At 37.1% G+C, this 18235-nt stretch carries 16 protein-coding genes; all 16 read left to right on the top strand.

What is annotated here, in order from left to right; all coding sequences use genetic code 11:
- Positions 1-15: 15 nt before the first annotated feature.
- The 16 genes from BR72_RS22655 to BR72_RS22575 all read left to right on the top strand — a co-directional run bounded on the left by BR72_RS22655 (position 16) and on the right by BR72_RS22575 (position 18060).
- On the top strand, positions 16-1548 hold the full coding sequence (locus BR72_RS22655) for a fatty acid--CoA ligase family protein (RefSeq protein ID WP_035437412.1): 1533 nt from the start codon (positions 16-18) through the stop codon (positions 1546-1548).
- Between the two features lie 294 nt (positions 1549-1842).
- Positions 1843-2073 carry a GMC oxidoreductase gene (locus BR72_RS27520; RefSeq protein ID WP_035437409.1) on the top strand — a complete coding sequence of 77 codons (231 nt, stop codon included), beginning with the start codon at positions 1843-1845 and terminating at the stop codon, positions 2071-2073.
- A 221-nt stretch (positions 2074-2294) separates the two neighbouring features.
- Entirely contained in the window at positions 2295-3881 is a 1587-nt protein-coding gene (locus tag BR72_RS22645; protein ID WP_081904974.1) for a vanadium-dependent haloperoxidase, read from the top strand.
- 236 nt (positions 3882-4117) lie between these two features.
- Positions 4118-4576, top strand: a complete 459-nt coding sequence (locus tag BR72_RS22640) for a hypothetical protein (protein WP_051957399.1) — start codon at positions 4118-4120, stop codon at positions 4574-4576.
- A gap of 750 nt (positions 4577-5326) precedes the next feature.
- Positions 5327-6028, top strand: a complete 702-nt coding sequence (locus BR72_RS22630) for a hypothetical protein (protein ID WP_035437404.1) — start codon at positions 5327-5329, stop codon at positions 6026-6028.
- A 214-nt stretch (positions 6029-6242) separates the two neighbouring features.
- A complete protein-coding gene (locus BR72_RS22625; protein ID WP_035437401.1) occupies positions 6243-6803 on the top strand; it encodes a GNAT family N-acetyltransferase in 561 nt (186 codons plus the stop codon).
- 187 nt (positions 6804-6990) lie between these two features.
- Positions 6991-8031 carry a sulfate ABC transporter substrate-binding protein gene (locus BR72_RS22620; RefSeq protein ID WP_035437399.1) on the top strand — a complete coding sequence of 347 codons (1041 nt, stop codon included), beginning with the start codon at positions 6991-6993 and terminating at the stop codon, positions 8029-8031.
- A gap of 178 nt (positions 8032-8209) precedes the next feature.
- Positions 8210-9046: a sulfate ABC transporter permease subunit CysT gene (gene cysT, locus BR72_RS22615; protein ID WP_035437397.1), complete on the top strand. Its 837-nt coding sequence runs from the start codon at positions 8210-8212 to the stop codon at positions 9044-9046.
- A 15-nt stretch (positions 9047-9061) separates the two neighbouring features.
- A complete protein-coding gene (gene cysW, locus BR72_RS22610) occupies positions 9062-9922 on the top strand; it encodes a sulfate ABC transporter permease subunit CysW (RefSeq protein WP_035437395.1) in 861 nt (286 codons plus the stop codon).
- Position 9923: 1 nt separating this feature from the next.
- Complete coding sequence (locus tag BR72_RS22605) at positions 9924-10997, top strand: sulfate/molybdate ABC transporter ATP-binding protein (RefSeq protein ID WP_035437392.1); 1074 nt, start codon at positions 9924-9926, stop codon at positions 10995-10997.
- 260 nt (positions 10998-11257) lie between these two features.
- Positions 11258-12844 (top strand): vanadium-dependent haloperoxidase, encoded by a 1587-nt coding sequence (locus tag BR72_RS22600; protein ID WP_051957398.1) that lies wholly within the window; start codon positions 11258-11260, stop codon positions 12842-12844.
- A 148-nt stretch (positions 12845-12992) separates the two neighbouring features.
- Positions 12993-13928 carry an ATP-grasp domain-containing protein gene (locus tag BR72_RS22595; RefSeq protein ID WP_035437389.1) on the top strand — a complete coding sequence of 312 codons (936 nt, stop codon included), beginning with the start codon at positions 12993-12995 and terminating at the stop codon, positions 13926-13928.
- A 350-nt stretch (positions 13929-14278) separates the two neighbouring features.
- Positions 14279-15157 carry an ATP-binding cassette domain-containing protein gene (locus BR72_RS22590; protein ID WP_035437595.1) on the top strand — a complete coding sequence of 293 codons (879 nt, stop codon included), beginning with the start codon at positions 14279-14281 and terminating at the stop codon, positions 15155-15157.
- 27 nt (positions 15158-15184) lie between these two features.
- A complete protein-coding gene (locus BR72_RS22585; RefSeq protein ID WP_035437387.1) occupies positions 15185-15865 on the top strand; it encodes a hypothetical protein in 681 nt (226 codons plus the stop codon).
- Positions 15862-17028: a hypothetical protein gene (locus BR72_RS22580; protein WP_035437384.1), complete on the top strand. Its 1167-nt coding sequence runs from the start codon at positions 15862-15864 to the stop codon at positions 17026-17028. Before BR72_RS22585 ends, BR72_RS22580 begins: the two co-directional genes overlap by 4 nt.
- Before the next feature lie 126 nt (positions 17029-17154).
- Positions 17155-18060 carry an AraC family transcriptional regulator gene (locus tag BR72_RS22575; protein WP_035437381.1) on the top strand — a complete coding sequence of 302 codons (906 nt, stop codon included), beginning with the start codon at positions 17155-17157 and terminating at the stop codon, positions 18058-18060.
- Positions 18061-18235: the final 175 nt, after the last annotated feature.

Genomic DNA, 18235 nt, shown 5'->3' with positions numbered 1-18235 from the left:
AAGGTGGGGGTTTTTGTGAATCTCGTTCAAAGATTAGCCGAAACGGTGAAAAAGAAAGGGGACAAGCCGGCTTACATTTTTCAGGATCAGTCGGTATCTTATGACCAATTTAATGGATTAGTCACAAAGTTTTCAAGTAGTTTAGCAAAAATGGGCATTGGAAAAGGGGACAATGTTGCGTTAATTGTCGGGAATTCGCCGCACTTTTTGATCGGTTTATACGGCGCGATGCGTGCCGGAGCAACAGTTATTCCAGTCAATCCGATTTATACACCAGATGAACTATATTACATTTTACAAAATGGAGACGTTAAAGCAATCATCACACTAGACATCCTTCTACCAGTTATGCAATCACTTACATCTAGACTTCCTTCTATCGAAAATATCATCATTTGTGAAACCACAGCAGATTCAACCTATGAAGAAACCGAAAATTTGAAAACGTTTACGACGTTAGTAGCGAGAGGGGACATCGCTTTTCAAGGTCCAGAAATACAAGAAGAAGACATTGCCGTTATTTTATATACATCAGGAACGACAGGAAAGCCAAAAGGGGCGATGTTAACGCACAAAAATTTATATAGTAATGCAAGCGATGTTGCTTCGTATTTACAATACTCAGAGCATGACCGTGTTATTGCGGCGCTGCCGATGTTCCATGTCTTTTGTTTAACAGTTGCAGTCAATGCACCAATTGTAAACGGCGCTACGATTTTAATGTTGCCGAAGTTTAGTCCGAAAGAAGTATTTCGCATTTGTCGTACATATGAGGCTACAATATTTGCCGGTGTACCGACAATGTATAATTATTTATATTTATATGAAGAAGCAAGTGCTGAGGATGTTCATACACTCCGTTTCTGTATTTCTGGCGGTGCGTCTATGCCTGTTGCTCTTCTTAAAAACTTTGAAAAACGATTCGACGTGATTGTCTCAGAAGGGTATGGCTTATCAGAAGCATCACCTGTAACATGTTTTAATCCAATTGATCGTCCGCGTAAACCAGGTTCAATCGGAACGAACGTTCAAAATGTGGAAAATAAAGTTGTCAATGAAATGGGTGAGGAAGTACCAGTTGGTGAAGTAGGAGAATTAATCGTTCAAGGTCCGAATGTAATGAAAGGCTATTATAAAGCGCCAGAAGATACAGCAGCAACACTTAGGGGTGGCTGGCTTTACACAGGTGACTTAGCAAAAATGGATGAAGAAGGTTATTTTTACATTGTAGACCGTAAAAAAGACATCGTCCTTGTTGGCGGTTATAACGTGTATCCGCGCGAAGTAGAAGAAGTGTTATATATGCATGAAGCGATTGCGGAAGTAGTTGTAATCGGCGTTCCAGATGAAAATTTAGGCGAAGCGGTGAAAGCATATGTCGTGCCGAAAACACCAAATGTGACAGTGGAAGAACTGATGGCGTACTGCGCGCTTCACATGGCGAAATATAAAATACCAAGCAGCATTGAGTTTTTAGAAGAACTTCCGAAAAATACGACAGGAAAGATTTTGCGGAGAGCATTGAAAGAGAAGGCAATGCAAGTATAGAAGAGGATATGGAGATAATTTATCCAGTAGATGGTCATTTCACCATATGATGGTCAAATTACACTCGAGATTAAAAATCCTTAAAAATAAAGAAGAGCACATATTAGTCAGTTATAATATGTGCTCTTCTTTTATTCAATGAAAGCGCCAGATTGATCCGGGAGGTATTTAGCAGGTAGTCTTTTCTGATGAAAGTGTATTCCAAATTCCGGATGAGAATGAAAAGTGGGCTAAATTAGCTAGTTTTGTCAGAGCTTCGTATTCATTTTCACTCACTTTGGAGGCCAATATAAAATGGCGACCACAATCGGGGATGGGGTTGTAGATGCTTTCCTAAATGTCTTCGGAACTAAAAATCTGAAGGTTGCAGACCTTTCGATTGCACCGATTTTACCAGACGGCAATAAGTCAATACCAGCCCAAATGATAGGGTTGGATGCAGTACGATTTATTCGTGAGGATACTTGCCCATATGTGGTGGACGATGATAGATTGGAAGATTTTGAAGGTGAAGATGATGAATGACAGGGGGAAGATATAGAAAACAGGGCCTCTCTGTTTTGGAAAAAACAACCTCTTTTTATTGATATAAAACCGAATGTAGAAATTGACACTGAATATTGCCTTCATTCTATTAAAAAGGCAGCCTGTTTAGTATCGTAATTGGAAATACATGAATATACTAAATGGTATTCAAATGAAAGTTTAAGTTAATACAAATTTAGAGTGTGATAAGGTGGTAGTAAATGAAACACATTTGGAATCAAGAAAACCATCTTCGATATCCGTTTCCACATAAAGCGAATAGCGTAAAGGGTTGTGAAATAGGACCGATAAGTGCAGAGAAGCGTAGCGATGAAGCACTAGATATTCGTTTGGCCGCGGCATTTTATCAAAAGAGTCTTCCTATTCCAAAGCAATTGTGTAATGGAGATGAAGAGCGTTTTCTAAACAAAATTGCTAATTATTCTAAGGCTTTACCGCATAATAACCTTGGAGAAGTTGATTTGTGCGCTTACCAAAAATTGATTGAAGCATTGAAAAGTGGAAAACCAAGTGCTTTTGAAAGTTTAATTTTAGGTGGGACTGTGAAACTAACGAATCCGCAGTCTGCTTATGCCTATGAGCTAGAAGGACCAGATAGCCATCATTTAAGTATAGCTGCTCCTCCGGCGTTTAGTAGTGCATGGGAAGCAAGTGAAATGGCTGAATTATATTGGCAAGCATTATTACGTGATGTACCTTTTACAGAATATGATACGAGTCCACTTGCTAATGCAGCTGCTTCTGATCTCTCAAGTTTTTCGGACTTTCGTGGCCCAAAAGCCGGGGGAGTTGTTACGACAGGGACCTTATTCCGCGGCGGTATACCTGGCAGTTTAATTGGTCCTTACATCTCGCAATTTATGTGGAAAGACGTACCTTTTGGAGCGACAGCGGTGGTTCAAAAATATCGCACTGCCTTGCCGAATAAAGACTATATGACTTCTTATAAAGAATGGTTGGATATTCAAAATGGTTCACCTGCGCAAAAAATGGTATTTGATACTACTTCACGATATATTCGTAATGGACGTGATTTAGGAGAATATGTGCATCAAGATTTTCCCTATCAAGCTTGTCTTTCTGCATGTTTGATTTTAATTGGTTTTGGAGAAGCGGCATTGTCGACAAGTAATCCGTATTTACATTCCAAAACGCAAAAGGGTTTTGCAACCTTTGGTGCTCCGCATATTTTAGATTTAGTAGGTAGAACAACAAAGGTAGCACTCGAAGCAGCTTGGTTTCAAAAGTTTTTAGTTCATCGCAGACTTCGCCCCGAAGAGTTTGGGGGCCGTGTTCAAAATCAGTTAACAGGCGCTGCTAAGTATCCAATTAACTCAGAACTATTAAACTCGCAGGCTGTTTCTCAAGTCTTTAGCCGATTTGGTACGTATTTGTTACCAATGGCTTACTCAGAAGGGTGTCCGACTCATCCAGCATATCCTTCTGGTCATGCTAGTTTTGTCGGTGCTGGCGTTACTGTATTGAAGGCCTTTTTTAATGAATCATTTATCATTCCGCAGCCGGTTGTAGCGGACACGAATGGTCTTTCTTTGCTTCCTTATTTTGGACAATCTTTGACAGTAGGAGATGAATTAAATAAACTTGCTTGTAATATTGGGATTGGCCGCGATATGGCAGGTGTTCACTGGCGTACTGATATAAGTGAGGGTATGAAGCTAGGAGAAGCAGTAGCAATTGGAGTTCTTCACGATTATAAAAAAACTTATAATGAAAATTTTAGCGGATTCACTTTTACAAAATTTGATGGTACTACTATAACAATTTAATAGAGTAGCAGAAATTGTTCAATATTTTTGCACTTCCTTTATGTAAAGAAGCTGTCCAATTAAAAGTTTGAGCAGTTTTTTTATTTATATGATTTTGAGATTGTAGTGTATTACGCTTACACTACTCCTTAGTGAGACAAAAATATAGTAATTTATGGTAAGATGGTAAAGGGTTTTGGTGTATTCTTTCGCATGACGCTGAATTTGAATTACAAATAATAATGCAGGGTGATCACGTGAAAATCAAATGGACAATAATCGGTATTATAATGTCGGTAATAGCAATCATACTAATTTTAGAAAATCGCAATACCTTTGAGGAAGAAGTGAAAAGTGCAGATCATAATGAAATTGTACAATTCATGGAGGACATGAAGAAAGGAAAAGAAGGGGAAATCACGGTAGCTCGTCAATATTATGGTGGAAAGTCTTCTTTAGCCAACGATGCATCTGAAGAATCAAAAGGCTGGCTCATTTATCATTTGAAATCCCGTTATGATGAAAAAACGAAAGCAAGTTGGATAGAAGTAACGCCTGATCTTAGCCGCTTCAAGCAGTCGAAGGATAAACCAATTGACATTATCACTTCACACCAGCAATGCGGCTACATAAAGTATAAGGAAGATCTAGAAAGAGGTACAGGACAGTACATGCTGACGGAATGTACTCATAAATGGGAATATGAGTTGCCATAAAAAAGATAGGGATAGTATTAATACTCCCGCTCCCTAGCACAAGATTCAAAGAAAGCTGAGGGGAATTTCACTTTATACATATATTGAATCAGCACACAAAAAAACGTCGCTTTTACGACGTTTTTTATTTGTATGTATGTCGTTTTATAAAAAAAACTACCGAACAAATAGTTGAAAGTCCTATTAATAAATCTAATAAGACGTCGATACCTAGGTGATTTTTACCGAGAATAACTTTAATAAATAACATTACGATACTACCTAATAGAAAATATATAACGAAACCTAGTTTGAAAGATATAGATTTAGGAATTATAACGACTCTATATAATACTTCACCGACTATACACCCTATTAATACGATGGGTGCTCCGTAAATTAGTAGCATTTTTGTAAGAGCAAAAATATTCTTCCAGTCTAATTGCGCTGGAGACGTAATGATTCCGAACAGATTCATTGAAATAATTAAGCTAATTAAAGAATAAAGGTAAGATACTGTAAATTTTTTAATGTCAATCTCCCCAATCATTCAACTCGTTTTTTTTACAGTAATTGTATCAAGAATGAGGTTTGTTGCAAAGTGTTCTCAATCAAATTAAACATTGGACAATATTCATAACTAAGAAGCTACTATTAGTAGTATTTATATGTAATGTCAAAACACATTTGTATTTTACGGAAAATTTAATATATTTTGTTTTATAATGGTAAATAAACTGGTTCGAGATTTGAAAAGAGGAAGGAGATCCTATGAACAAGTGGGTAGCTAATAGGTTTCGATTGATGTTAGTTTGCATAACGATCATTGTAGCATGTACGGTATCACAAGGAGCCCTATATTCAAGAGAGAAAATGCAGGAATGGATGAGGAGTAATCGAATCGTCGACATTGTAGAGGGATTTGCAGAAGAGTTGAGTGGTGAGGGGAAACGTTATAAAACTTATAGTGTGGGTGATGAAGCAAATGATCCCAGCAGACATGGTCGCTATTTTGAAGACGAAGTAGATCAAGAGGCAAAAGGTACGTTCACTCCTAACTTACAGCCAGGAACAACTTCTGACAAACTAAATATAATCATCTATATCTGTATAACAAGTATTATATTAATCACTATTTGGCGTATTTATCGATCTAAAAAAAACAAAAAGCAATTGCGACAAGACACAATAGATGAAAAGAAGCCCCTTCTTCAACCAGCTTTACTCCATTTTGCAGAGATAAAAAGTGATTTGTTACCTCATCATCCTATACGTGCTGAACTGGTGAAATGGGAACGACAGCTACCACAGGCTAAACAAAGACGTTCCTATGAAACGATTCAACAGTGGTTTACACGTATCGGTTGTTCCTATGAAATAGTAGGATTGTATGAAAAAATCCGTTATGGAGATTTTGCTTTTACTTCAGATGAAAGGCAATTTATACGTGATTGGGTTGAAAAACATACATAGTCCTATTTGTTTACGAATAGGACTATGTATGTTTTCATTTCTTTTTTTACGCTAACGGAGCAGTATACATAAATCCATTTTAATTTTTTGATATAAAAGTCGCTTCTATGCATGGCCGGATGCTCTCGTTCTCCCATAAAAAAGGGGTTTTGATTTTTATGATGAAATTAGTATATGTAATGAAATAGATGCTTAGGAGGAAACATACTTAATTATGATTAAAATCGTGGGACAAAAAGTTGTATTGAAAGAAGCAACTCATCGGGATCTTGATGAATTATACTATTGGAAATATGAAGAGAAGGAACAAGAAGCGAAAAAATGGAATGGCCCCTATATACCTGAACCTAAATTAACAAAAGAAGAATTTCTAAAAAGTTGGGAGAAAGACTCGCAAATTATTCTTAATGTGCCTAGTACACTAGTTATCTTTGCTCTAGATCAATTAATTGGGACAGTGGGTGCTTATTGGGTAGATAAAAATACGAATTGGTTAGAAACCGGTATCGTTATTTATGATAAAAATTACTGGAACGGTGGATATGGTACGGAAGCTTATAAACTTTGGATTGATTTCCTATTCAAGTCAACTGAATTGCATCGATTAGGGATGTCAACTTGGTCAGGAAATATAAGAATGATGAAAGTTGCAGAAAGATTGGGGATGAAAGAAGAAGCAAGAATAAGACAAGCAAGAATGGTGGATGGTACATATTTTGATGCAATTAAAATGGGGATTTTACGGAGAGAGTGGGAACAATCTGTAATTAGTTAGTTTTACTTTTTGTGTAAAAATCTCTAATTTCATAGTTGACATATCGGAATTATGTATTTAGAATAAAGAAAAATAATTGAAAAATGGAATAATAAAAGCTAATCAGAGAAACTGAAGGCGCACAACGTTCACTTTGTGAAACGTTTGTGTGCCTTTTTCTATTGTATAGAACAAGGGGGAGTTTTTAATGAAGCTGTGGGGGAAAACATCAATTAGAGCAAGTATTTTGTTGTCGACGGTGCTTTTGTTTTCAGGGTGTGCATCGACGACATCTACTAGCAAGTCGGAATCAGCAAAGTCTATTGAACTTTTAAATGTATCGTATGATCCGACTCGGGAATTGTATCAAGATTTCAATAAGGACTTCGCTGCATATTGGAAAGAGAAAAGTGGTCAAAGCGTTACTGTGAAGCAATCTCACGGAGGATCAGGCAGTCAGGCGCGCTCGGTCATTGATGGGCTAGAAGCGGATGTTGTAACGCTTGCGTTAGCATACGATATTGACGCTATTAGTAAAAAGAAACTTTTACCGGAAGATTGGCAGAAACATTTGTCTAACAACTCGACTCCTTACACATCTACGATCGTATTTCTTGTGCGAAAAGGGAATCCGAAAAAGATTAAAGATTGGGATGATTTAACGAGAAAAGGAGTTTCTGTTATTACACCAAATCCGAAAACATCAGGAGGCGCACGCTGGAACTATTTAGGGGCATGGGGATACGCTTTGAAAAAAAATAATAATAGTGAAGACAAGGCAAAAGAATTTGTAAGTCAGCTATATAAAAATGTAGAAGTGCTGGACTCAGGAGCACGCGGGGCAACGACTACGTTTGTAGAGAAAGGGATTGGGGATGTTCTCATTGCCTGGGAAAATGAGGCGTTATTATCACAAAAAGAGCTAGGGAAAGACAAGTTTGAAATTGTGACACCATCAATCAGTATTCTTGCGGAGCCTCCAGTAGCTGTCGTGGATAAAGTCGTCGATAAAAAGGGGACGCGTAAAGTAGCTGAGGCATATCTTGAGTATTTATATACAGAGAAAGGGCAGGAAATTGCGGCGAAAAACTTTTATCGCCCTCGCGATCAAAAGGTAGCTGAAAAATATGCATCGCAGTTCCCGAAAGTACAATTGTTTACAGTTGATGAAGTGTTTGGCGGATGGAAAAAAGCGCAAGAGACGCATTTTAATGATGGTGGAATCTTTGATAAAATCTACCAAAAATAATCGAAGTATATATTCATTCTAACTTTTCGACATCTCCTAGACCCTCATGTCTAAGAATATTTTCTTTGTAAGTCGCTTCTATGCATGGCCAGATGCTCTCACCCCCCTAAAAGGAAAAGGTGGTTAAGTCGATTTTTTAATTTGTATTTATATAGTTGAAGCAATGAGGTGAAAGAACGTGAGAAAGAAAAATAGGAAGCAAATTTTACCCGGGTTTGGACTTTCCCTTGGATTTACGATGTTATATGTAAGTTTATTTGTCCTAATTCCATTATCTATCGTTTTTATCCAAACTTCCCAGTTAGGATGGAGCAAGTTCTTTCAAGTGATTACAAGTGAAAGGGTCTTGCATGCTTATCAAATTAGTTTTACAACTTCACTCGCAGCGGCACTTGTAAATGTTTGTTTTGGTCTATTAATTTCCTGGGTACTTGTTCGTTATTCGTTCCCAGGAAAGCGGCTGCTTGATGGATTAATTGATTTACCTTTTGCGTTGCCAACTGCGGTTGCAGGCATTACGCTTACAACTTTGTATTCGCAAAACGGGTGGATTGGAAAAATTTTTGATGTGTTTCATATTAAAATAGCGTTTACGCCACTTGGAATTATTGTAGCTTTAACTTTTATTGGATTACCCTTCGTTGTACGGATGGTTCAGCCTGTCTTACAAAATATGGAGAAGGAAGTGGAAGAAGCAGCGGCTAGTTTAGGTGCATCACGCCTACAAATATTTGGGAAGGTTGTGCTTCCTGAAATTTTGCCAGCTTTATTAGCGGGATTTTCATTAGCTTTTTCAAGAGCGCTAGGGGAATACGGATCTGTTGTCTTTATTGCTGGAAATATGCCGCTTAAAACAGAAATTGCGCCGCTAATGATTATGACGAAACTTGAGCAATACGATTATGCCGGTGCGACAGCTGTGGCAGCGGTCATGTTGGTTGTCTCTCTTTTCTTCCTTTTTGCTATTAATCTCATCCAGAGCTGGAGTCAAAGACGTGGGTTGCGAAATGGATAGAAAGGGGAGAAAAGGATGGAACCGTCATTTGCGAAACCAATCAAGCAAAAAACAGTGCAAACACCGGTAGTTACGACAGAATCGAAAGTGGTTCGCATCATTTTCATTGCGATTACTGTTATTTATTTATCTATATTTCTTTTGTTGCCGTTAGTAACGATTTTTATGAAGGCATTTGAACGAGGAATCGATGTGTATATTGCCGCTATTACAGATAGCGAGGCACTTTCTGCGATTCGTCTCACAATTACTGTGGCTCTTATCGTCGTCCCGCTGAATACGATATTTGGCGTGGCGGCAGCGTGGTTAATTACAAAATTTCGCTTTCGAGGGAAACAGTTGCTTTTATCGCTCATTGAACTGCCTTTTGCGGTTTCACCGGTTATTGCTGGGTTAGTTTTTGTGTTACTATTTACGCCTCGCGGTGGATTAGGGGCGTGGCTTATGGAGCATGGCGTGCAGCTTATTTTTTCTGTGCCTGGTATTGTCATTGCCACTGTGTTTGTCACATTCCCGTTTGTCGCACGTGAATTAATTCCCGTTATGGAGGCGCAAGGAACTAGTGAAGAAGAAGCTGCTTTATCACTAGGAGCAAGCGGCTGGAAGATGTTCGTTCGTGTTACATTGCCGAATATAAAATGGGGTTTACTCTATGGCATGATTTTATGTAATGCCCGCGCGATTGGAGAGTTTGGAGCTGTTTCGGTTGTGTCAGGGCATGTGCGAGGCGTTACGAATACAATGCCGCTTCATATTGAAATTTTATATAACGAATATCAATTTTCCGCTGCCTTTGCGGTTGCATCATTAATGTCATTGCTTGCGGTCGTTACGTTAATTATAAAGAACTGGATTGAATGGAAAGGAAGACATTAGAATGAGTATTCACATTCAGAATGTATGGAAGCAATACGGTACGTTTCAAGCTCTGCAACAAATTAACTTAGAAATTCCGAAAGGGAAACTTGTCGCGCTGTTAGGGCCATCTGGTTCGGGGAAAACGACGTTATTACGAATTATTGCGGGGTTAGAACAGGCGGATCAAGGGGCAATCTTATTCGACGGAGAAGATTTAACGGATATTCATGTGAAAAATCGGCAAGTCGGTTTTGTGTTTCAGCATTATGCCCTGTTTAAACATATGAATGTATTTGAAAATGTCGCGTTTGGATTAAAAGTCCGTAAAAAGAAATTTAGACCGTCAGCAGCAGAAATAGAAGAAAAGGTACTTGAGTTATTAAAGCTTGTGAAAATGGATGGGTTTGCGGCCCGTTATCCCGCGCAGTTATCGGGAGGACAGAGGCAACGGATTGCGTTAGCAAGAGCTTTAGCAGTTGAACCAAAAATTTTGCTGCTTGATGAACCATTTGGCGCATTAGATGCAAAGGTACGTAAAGAATTGCGAAGATGGCTCAGAAAATTGCATGATGAGTTTCAAATTACGAGTGTGTTTGTCACGCATGATCAAGAAGAAGCATTGGATGTTGCGGATCGCATCGTTGTTATGAACGAAGGGCGCATTGAACAAATGGGGACACCGGAAGAAGTGTATGACAATCCGGCAAGTCCATTTGTATATGATTTTTTAGGAAATGTAAATTTATTTCACGGTCGTGTTCATAAAGGAAAACTGAATTTAGGATCTATTGAATTAGAAGCGCCGGAGCATACGCATGTTTCAGATACAGATGCGATTGCCTATGTGCGTCCGCATCAGTTGTCTATTGAACGTACAAAACAAAGTGAAGATGCAATTCAAGCAAAAGTTACATATATACACGCAGTTGGTCCGGTTGTATATATTGAATTGCAGCGCTTAGGAACAGAAGAGTATTTAGAAGCGGAAGTAGGCAAGGAGCAATTTACACAGTTACATGTTCGGGCAGGAGAGGTAGTATATGTGCGTCCGAAAGAAGTGAAAGTGTTTGTTCCGGAGGATTTTGTGATTTAACCCGTAGAGTCACATATGGGCCATTTGAAGAAGTTAGATGAAAGAATTGTAGATAGCGGTTTTACTTTATAATGCCCGAACAGCACTCAAAATTGTTCATTATAAAAGCTTAATCCATTCAACTCATCGCTAATAATTTTAATAAAAAGGCAGTCCATTTAGTACCGTAATTAGGAATATATGAATATATTAAATAGAATTCAAATGAATCACAATGGTTTAAGTTAGGAAAAATTTAGAGTGCGATAAGGTGGTAGTAAATGGGGAAAGATTGTAATCAGGTAAACAATACTGGATATCCGTATGCGGATATATCGAAGAAAGAAAAAGAATGTGAAATAGGACCTATATGTCCAGGGGAGCGTCGCGATGAGGCGCTAGAAATTCGTATGGAAGCGGCAATTTACCAAAAACGTCTTTCTGTGCCAAAACAATTATGTAATGGAGATGAAAAACGTTTTTCTAATAAAATTGCTAATTTTTCTAAAGCTTTACCACATAATGATTACGGAGAAGTTGAATTGCCCGCTTATAAAAAATGGATTAAAGCACTGAAGAAGGGAAAATCAAGTGTTTTTGAGCGCTTAATTTTAGGTGGGTCTGCGAAACTAGCGAATCCGCAAGCTGCGTATGCTTATGGGTTAGAAGGACCAGATAGCCATCATTTAAGTGTAGCTGTACCTCCGATGTTTAGTAGTGCCTGGGAAGCAAGTGAAATGGGTGAATTATATTGGCATGCATTATTACGTGATGTGCCTTTTACAGAGTATGATACGAATCCACTTGCTATTGCAGCTGCTTCTGATCTTTCAAGTTTTTCAGATTTTCGTGGTCCGAAAGTTGGGGGAGTCGTTACGACAGGGACCTTGTTCCGCGGTGAAACATCTGGCGATTTAACGGGTCCTTACATCTCTCAATTTTTGTGGAAAGACATACCTTATGGAGCGGCAACAATGGTTCAAAAATATCGCATTGCCTTGCCGGATAAAGATTATATGACTTCTTATGAAGAATGGCTGAATATTCAAAATGGTTCATCCTCGCAAAACATGTTATTTGATTCTACTTCACGCTATATTCGTAATGGACGTGATTTAGGTGAATTTGTTCATCAAGATTTTTCCTATCAAGCTTGTCTTTCTGCATGTTTAATGTTACTTAGTTTTGGAGGAGCAGCATTGTCGCAAAGTAATCCGTATTTGCATTCAAAAACGCAAAAGGGTTTTGCTACATTTGGTGCTCCGCATATTTTAGATTTAGTAGGTAGAACGGCAAATGCAGCACTCGAAGCAGCTTGGTTTCAAAAATTTTTAGTTCATCGCAGAATTCGTCCCGAAGAATTTGGGGGCCGTGTTCAAAATGAGTTAACAGGCGCTGTTCATTATCCAATTCATTCAGAATTACTGAACTCGCAGGTTGTTTCTGAAGTCTTTAACCGATTTGGTACGTATTTGTTACCTATGGCTTACCCAGAAGGATGTCCGACTCATCCAGCATATCCCTCTGGTCATGCTTGTATTATGGGTGCTGGCGTTACTGTATTGAAGGCCTTTTTTAATGAATCATTTGTCATTCCGCAGCCGGTTGTAGCAAGCACTGATGGTCTTTCTTTGCTTCCTTATTTAGGACAACCTTTGAGAGTGGGAGACGAATTAAATAAACTTGCTTCTAATATTGGGATTGGGCGCAATATAGCTGGTGTTCACTGGCGTTCTGATATGAGTGAAGGTCTAAAGCTAGGTGAAGCAGTAGCAATTGGAATTCTTCACGATTATAAAGCAACTTATAATGAACAGTTTTATGGATTCACCTTTACGAAATTCGATGGTACTACTATAACAGTTTAATAGATTGGTACTGTAAGTCGAAAGTATTCAATATTTTTAACCCTCTTTCAGGTAAAGAAGCTGTTCCAAGTAAAATTTTTGAACAGCTTTTTTCTCTATTGTACAAATAGTATAATGAAACTATTACATCTAGAAAGAGGGTATTTCTATGGGGAAAGTTCACATTATTCATGAAAACACAGAGTGGACAAGGCATCTAAAGAGAAGATTGGAAGAACTCGGTCTTCCTTATGAAGAATGGCATTTAGACAAAGGGAATGTTGATCTTTCGTCTGTTCCACCGCAGGGGGTATTTTATAACCGGATGAGCGCTTCTTCTCATACAAGAAATCACCGTTTTGCACCAGAGTTTACAGGTGCTGTCCTTACTTGGTTAGAGATGCATAATCGAAAGGTGTTCAACGGAAGTAAAGCACTTCAGCTCGAAGTAAGTAAAGTTGCACAGTATATGGCGCTAAATGCACAAGGAATCCAAACACCGAAGACCATTGCAGCTGTTGGTAAAGAACATATTATAGAAGCAGCAGCGCAATTTGAAGGACGTCCATTTATTACGAAGCATAACCGCGCTGGAAAAGGACTAGGCGTGCAGCTGTTTCAATCTGTTGCTTCGCTAAAAGATTACGTAGAAAGTGCAGCATTTGAAGAGCCGGTAGATGGTATTACTTTAATTCAAGAATATATTCAATCTCCTGACCCTTACATTACACGTTGTGAGTTTGTAGGCGGGAAATTTGTATATGCAGTTCAAGTTGATACATCAAAAGGCTTTGAATTATGCCCAGCTGATGCTTGTCAAATTGGCGATCTGTTCTGTCCGGTTGGAGAGAAAGCGCCGGAAAAACCGAAGTTTCAAATCATTGACGGCTTTAATGACCCAATCATTCAAAAATATGAGGCTGTTTTGGCTGCTAACGATATAGCGATCGCGGGCATTGAGTTCATTCGAAATGCAGATGGTGAAATTTTCACTTATGATATAAATACGAATACAAACTACAATGCTGACGCCGAAGCAGTTGTTGGGAAGTACGGCATGTTAGAGATTGCGAAATTTCTTGGTAGTGAATTAAAGAAAATATAATAGATAGGGAGAAAGCTGCTGATGAGGCAGCTTTCTTTCATTTATATACGACCTTTTCATATGAGGTTTGTTGATTAATTAGAAGAAATCCATACCTTTTGTATACTTCTTCATAATACTTTACCAGTGAATCGGTAAAGTGTCATTATTTGATAAAATTATCTATTATTCCCACTGTTTTTTGTAAAAAACTGGTATAATTTTAAGTGATAATAGGTAGTATTATTTTTTTGTTCATTTCATATTTAAAACGATATAAAGGAAGGGGGAAACATGGGAAGTATTTTGTAAACGATAACTCAATTTCATCTTGCTTATCGTATTACAAGAAGTATCCTGTGTACGATAACATGAAAGTTAAAATAGAACAGTTATGTAAGAGTTATGGATCGTTTCAGGTTTTAGATCATTTACATGTATCTTTAGATGAAGGTGTTTTTGGACTTATAGGGAATAATGGAGCTGGGAAAAGTACGCTTATGAAAATTTTAGCCACTTTATTACCTTTCGATAAAGGAGAAGTTAGTATATTTGGATATGATTTGAAAAAAGAACAGAGTGAAATTCGAAAATTGTTAGGGTATTTACCGCAACATTTCGATTTTTTTCTAAATATCACAATTCATGAAGCGATGAACTATTTTGCTGATTTAAAAGGACTAGGTAAGGGAACCGTTCGTGATAAAGAGATAGAGTCTTGGCTAGAACAAGTAGGATTAATACAACATGCAAATAAGAAAGTAAAGCAGCTATCTGGCGGTATGAAACAACGACTTGGTATTGCTCAAGCATTATTAGGCCATCCAAAGCTCTTGATTGTTGATGAACCAACAGTTGGTCTCGATCCAAAAGAAAGAATAGCATTTCGCAATTTAATTAATCGTTTTAGTAAAGGTAGGACAGTTATTTTGTCTACACATATTGTGCCAGATGTATCAAGTACTTGTGAAAATTTACTAGTTCTTCAAAAGGGGCGAACGTTGTATCAAGGGAATGTAGTGGAGTTACTTAAGAAAGTTGAAAGAAAGGTTTATATGATTGATGTGAAACCTCATGAATTAGAGGAACTAACAGAACAAGTACAAGTACTGTCCATTATGCGTAAAGCAGGAGAAATAGAGGTACGCTTTCTCTATGAACAACGGCTGAGTGGATGGGAGAAGGCACGACAAGTTTCTCCGAATCTTGAGGATGCTTATATCTATTTAAATAGTAAAAATGGACTTTAAAGAAATACCACGAAGGGACTATAGTGTATGGGAGAATTAAAAAAGCTAACTGCTTTTGAATTTCGGTTAATATTCAAAAACCCTTTATTTGTCGGAATTTTGTGTGTAATATCTTTGTTGTTTCCAATCATAGTGTTTTTGTTAGAAAATCAAAAGGATGATACATATTGGATTCTTTCTTTTCATATTCAAATGATTATGACGATACTAGCATCATCAACTTTTGTATCGTTTTTATGGAATGAGGAAATTGAATCTTTTATACCAGAAGTCATTTTAAATAAATTAGAAAAGCCATATTATTATTTAATTTGTAAATCGATTGTGATATGGATGGTAGTTGTTCTTTCTCTATTTTTTATAAACGCCTTATTAATGGTAATGAGTGGAGATTTATCCCTTTTGTTATTGCTACAATTACTATTTATTAGTATAAGTACAATTGGGTTTAGTATACAATTGGTCTTTTTTTTATCATTACTTTTAAAAAGAATTGTCTATATTAATATTTTTATTATTATTTTTTTCTTAATAGGTATTACCATTAACCAACCTATACTGTCTATTTGGTTTAACCCAGATGTGTTTAAGCAATATATGTTAAATGGCTCAGCATCATTTTTTATTGGACGGCTCATTCTCTTTCTGATGGCAGTTTTCCTATTAGTACTAAACTCTTATATTTTTACTAGGAGGATTCGAGTATGAAGAGTAGTATATTACGCCATTGGTTAAGGATATTGATTACATGTGATTATTTATTATTGTTTTTCATATCCATACCAGTTCTAGCATTTTATAGTTTTATAGATAAAGAGAGCGATTATACATTAAAGTATTCTCTTTTTTTGTTATTTATTAGCTTACTTTCCTTACAAGTTGCCACCCTTCATATAAGATATAAAACAGAAGAATTTTTATACTTATCTATAATTTCTACTTATAAGATTATTCAGATGCAAGTCCTTATGTCAATATTTCTTACTTTACCATTCTCGCTGCTGATGTTATTTTTTCTTCTTTTTAAATTTCCAGAAGCCTCTATTATTTCTCTAATCCTCATTGTTATAACTTCTAGTATATTGGCTATTATTATGGGAATATGTATGGGAAATGTTGTTCGAAATCGAGGATTATCGATGGCTATTTTAATTTTCTTTTTTTTAGTTTGTGGAATGGCATATTGGTCAGTTCACGAAAAATTTCGGTTTTTATCCCCCATTCTTAATTTATTCAATCCTTACAAACTCAATATTAGGAATGTTATAGGGGTAGCCATGGGCTCTATACTTATGTTTTTTCTAGCTGTACGATTTTCTAGACGTTTTGATAATAAAAAGCATAATTGGGTATCATTAGGGGCCGTTATGGTTATGATTTGCTGTTTTGCTGTACTTTGGCGATTTGAAATTTGGCGTGACAATCAAATCAATGATTCATCATATAAAGTAGTTCGCGATGGTAAAGTAACGGTATTCTACAAAGGGATAACGAAAGACGAAGCATGCCAATTTGCTGCTTTAGAAGATGCTATTATACAAGAAGCGAATAAATTAGAAGTAAAAACGAACATGTATCCTATATATATTACTCGATATTTTCATACCCCTGCATGGAATGCGACGGACAGGCCTATACAGATAATAGACAATCATATGAAACTCAATTTATATTCTAATAAACATTTTGATTTTAACTATGGAACAGATTGGGCAAAAGAATTTATCAATCAAATGGTAGTAGTTGATAAAGTTACTACAAAATCTGAATTGAAAAATGATGAACAAAAGAAACATATAATTTATACAGAAGTAATGAAAAGAAATCCTGCAAATATTTATGTTTCTTCAAGGATTGAATATGAAAAATAGAATGAGTAATAGATGTTAATGGTTGATCTTAGGTTGTTCTAAAATACAATACAATAAAAGCAAAAAACATCAAGAAGAAAACATGAGTTCTCTTTATTATTATACATATAAGGCAGGTGAACAGAGATGGGATGTTATGAAATACAAATTCAAAAAGTAATTGATTCTATTGAAGAAGATGTGATGGAAAAGCAAACGTTAGCGAATCTTGCGCGCACGGCAGGATTTTCGGATTATCATTTCCACCGCGTTTTTCAAGCACTAGTAGGAGACTCTGTGATGGAGTATGTACGAAAGAGAAGGCTCGCCCGGGCAGCTTATCAGCTTTCTCACACAGAGGAAAAAATTCTAGACATCGCACTAGAGCATGGCTTTCAATCTCATGAAACGTTCACGCGCGCCTTCAAAAAGCTGTTTCATATGACGCCGAGTGCATATCGAAAGCAAGAGATTCAAACACCGTTATATTCCAAGGTGAATGTGATGCAGCGCAAATATAATCCGTATTTAGGGGGAATTAAAATGGAATTTCGCATAGAAACTAAGCCAGCTTTTCAAGTAATTGGGTATGAAATGAAGACAACGAGCAAAGACGGACAAAATCTTAAAGATATTCCAGCCATGTGGCAAGATTATTTACAAAATAATTTGTCAGAAAACATCCCAAACCGTAAGCATACGAATGAGTTCGTCGAGTTAGGGATGTGTACAGATTTTAATTTAGAAAAAGGTGAGATTACGTATATTATCGGAATGGAAGCAACAAGCTTTGATGGTGTATCAAGTGATATGACGTGCCGCACATTCCCTGAAGCGACGTACGCTGTATTTACAACGCCAAAAGTTCCCGAGGAAGAAATGGTTGCATCGATTCAGCAAACGTGGAATGCAATCTTTACAGAGTGGTTCCCGCACTCTGACTATGAGCATGCTGGCGTTGTCGAGTTTGAATTATACGATGAGCGCTCTCATGCTGATAAGCACGATCTTGTACAACTGGAGATCTGGCTGCCGGTGCAGAAGAAAAAATAAAGTAAAAAGAGACGGACTTCAAAGTAAGTAGTTCCGTTTTTGTGAAGAAACATTGTAAATATCAATTAACATTAAAAATGTTGTTTTTTCATTGATAAAACAACATTTTTAATGAGTATAAATATTGTACTTAAAATAACGAGCAGGTTAGTTAAATAGTTATCTTATTTATTTG

Origin of the sequence: Bacillus sp. UNC322MFChir4.1 (assembly GCF_000746135.1) — a bacterium.
In the GTDB taxonomy this organism is placed as follows: Bacteria; Bacillota; Bacilli; order Bacillales; family Bacillaceae_G; genus Bacillus_A.
The sequence above is the reverse complement of the archived record's forward strand: the minus strand, read 5'-3'. Positions and strand labels throughout refer to the sequence as shown.

Excerpts from the sequence above, each read along its gene's own strand:
- BR72_RS27520 (WP_035437409.1), top strand. The coding sequence starts at position 1,843 with ATGGCGACCACAATCGGGGATGGGGTTGTAGATGCTTTCCTAAATGTC.
- BR72_RS22645 (WP_081904974.1), top strand. The coding sequence starts at position 2,295 with ATGAAACACATTTGGAATCAAGAAAACCATCTTCGATATCCGTTTCCA.
- BR72_RS22630 (WP_035437404.1), top strand. The coding sequence starts at position 5,327 with ATGAACAAGTGGGTAGCTAATAGGTTTCGATTGATGTTAGTTTGCATA.
- BR72_RS22625 (WP_035437401.1), top strand. The coding sequence starts at position 6,243 with ATGATTAAAATCGTGGGACAAAAAGTTGTATTGAAAGAAGCAACTCAT.
- BR72_RS22620 (WP_035437399.1), top strand. The coding sequence starts at position 6,991 with ATGAAGCTGTGGGGGAAAACATCAATTAGAGCAAGTATTTTGTTGTCG.
- cysW (WP_035437395.1), top strand. The coding sequence starts at position 9,062 with ATGGAACCGTCATTTGCGAAACCAATCAAGCAAAAAACAGTGCAAACA.
- BR72_RS22605 (WP_035437392.1), top strand. The coding sequence starts at position 9,924 with ATGAGTATTCACATTCAGAATGTATGGAAGCAATACGGTACGTTTCAA.
- BR72_RS22600 (WP_051957398.1), top strand. The coding sequence starts at position 11,258 with ATGGGGAAAGATTGTAATCAGGTAAACAATACTGGATATCCGTATGCG.
- BR72_RS22595 (WP_035437389.1), top strand. The coding sequence starts at position 12,993 with ATGGGGAAAGTTCACATTATTCATGAAAACACAGAGTGGACAAGGCAT.
- BR72_RS22590 (WP_035437595.1), top strand. The coding sequence starts at position 14,279 with ATGAAAGTTAAAATAGAACAGTTATGTAAGAGTTATGGATCGTTTCAG.
- BR72_RS22585 (WP_035437387.1), top strand. The coding sequence starts at position 15,185 with ATGGGAGAATTAAAAAAGCTAACTGCTTTTGAATTTCGGTTAATATTC.
- BR72_RS22580 (WP_035437384.1), top strand. The coding sequence starts at position 15,862 with ATGAAGAGTAGTATATTACGCCATTGGTTAAGGATATTGATTACATGT.
- BR72_RS22575 (WP_035437381.1), top strand. The coding sequence starts at position 17,155 with ATGGGATGTTATGAAATACAAATTCAAAAAGTAATTGATTCTATTGAA.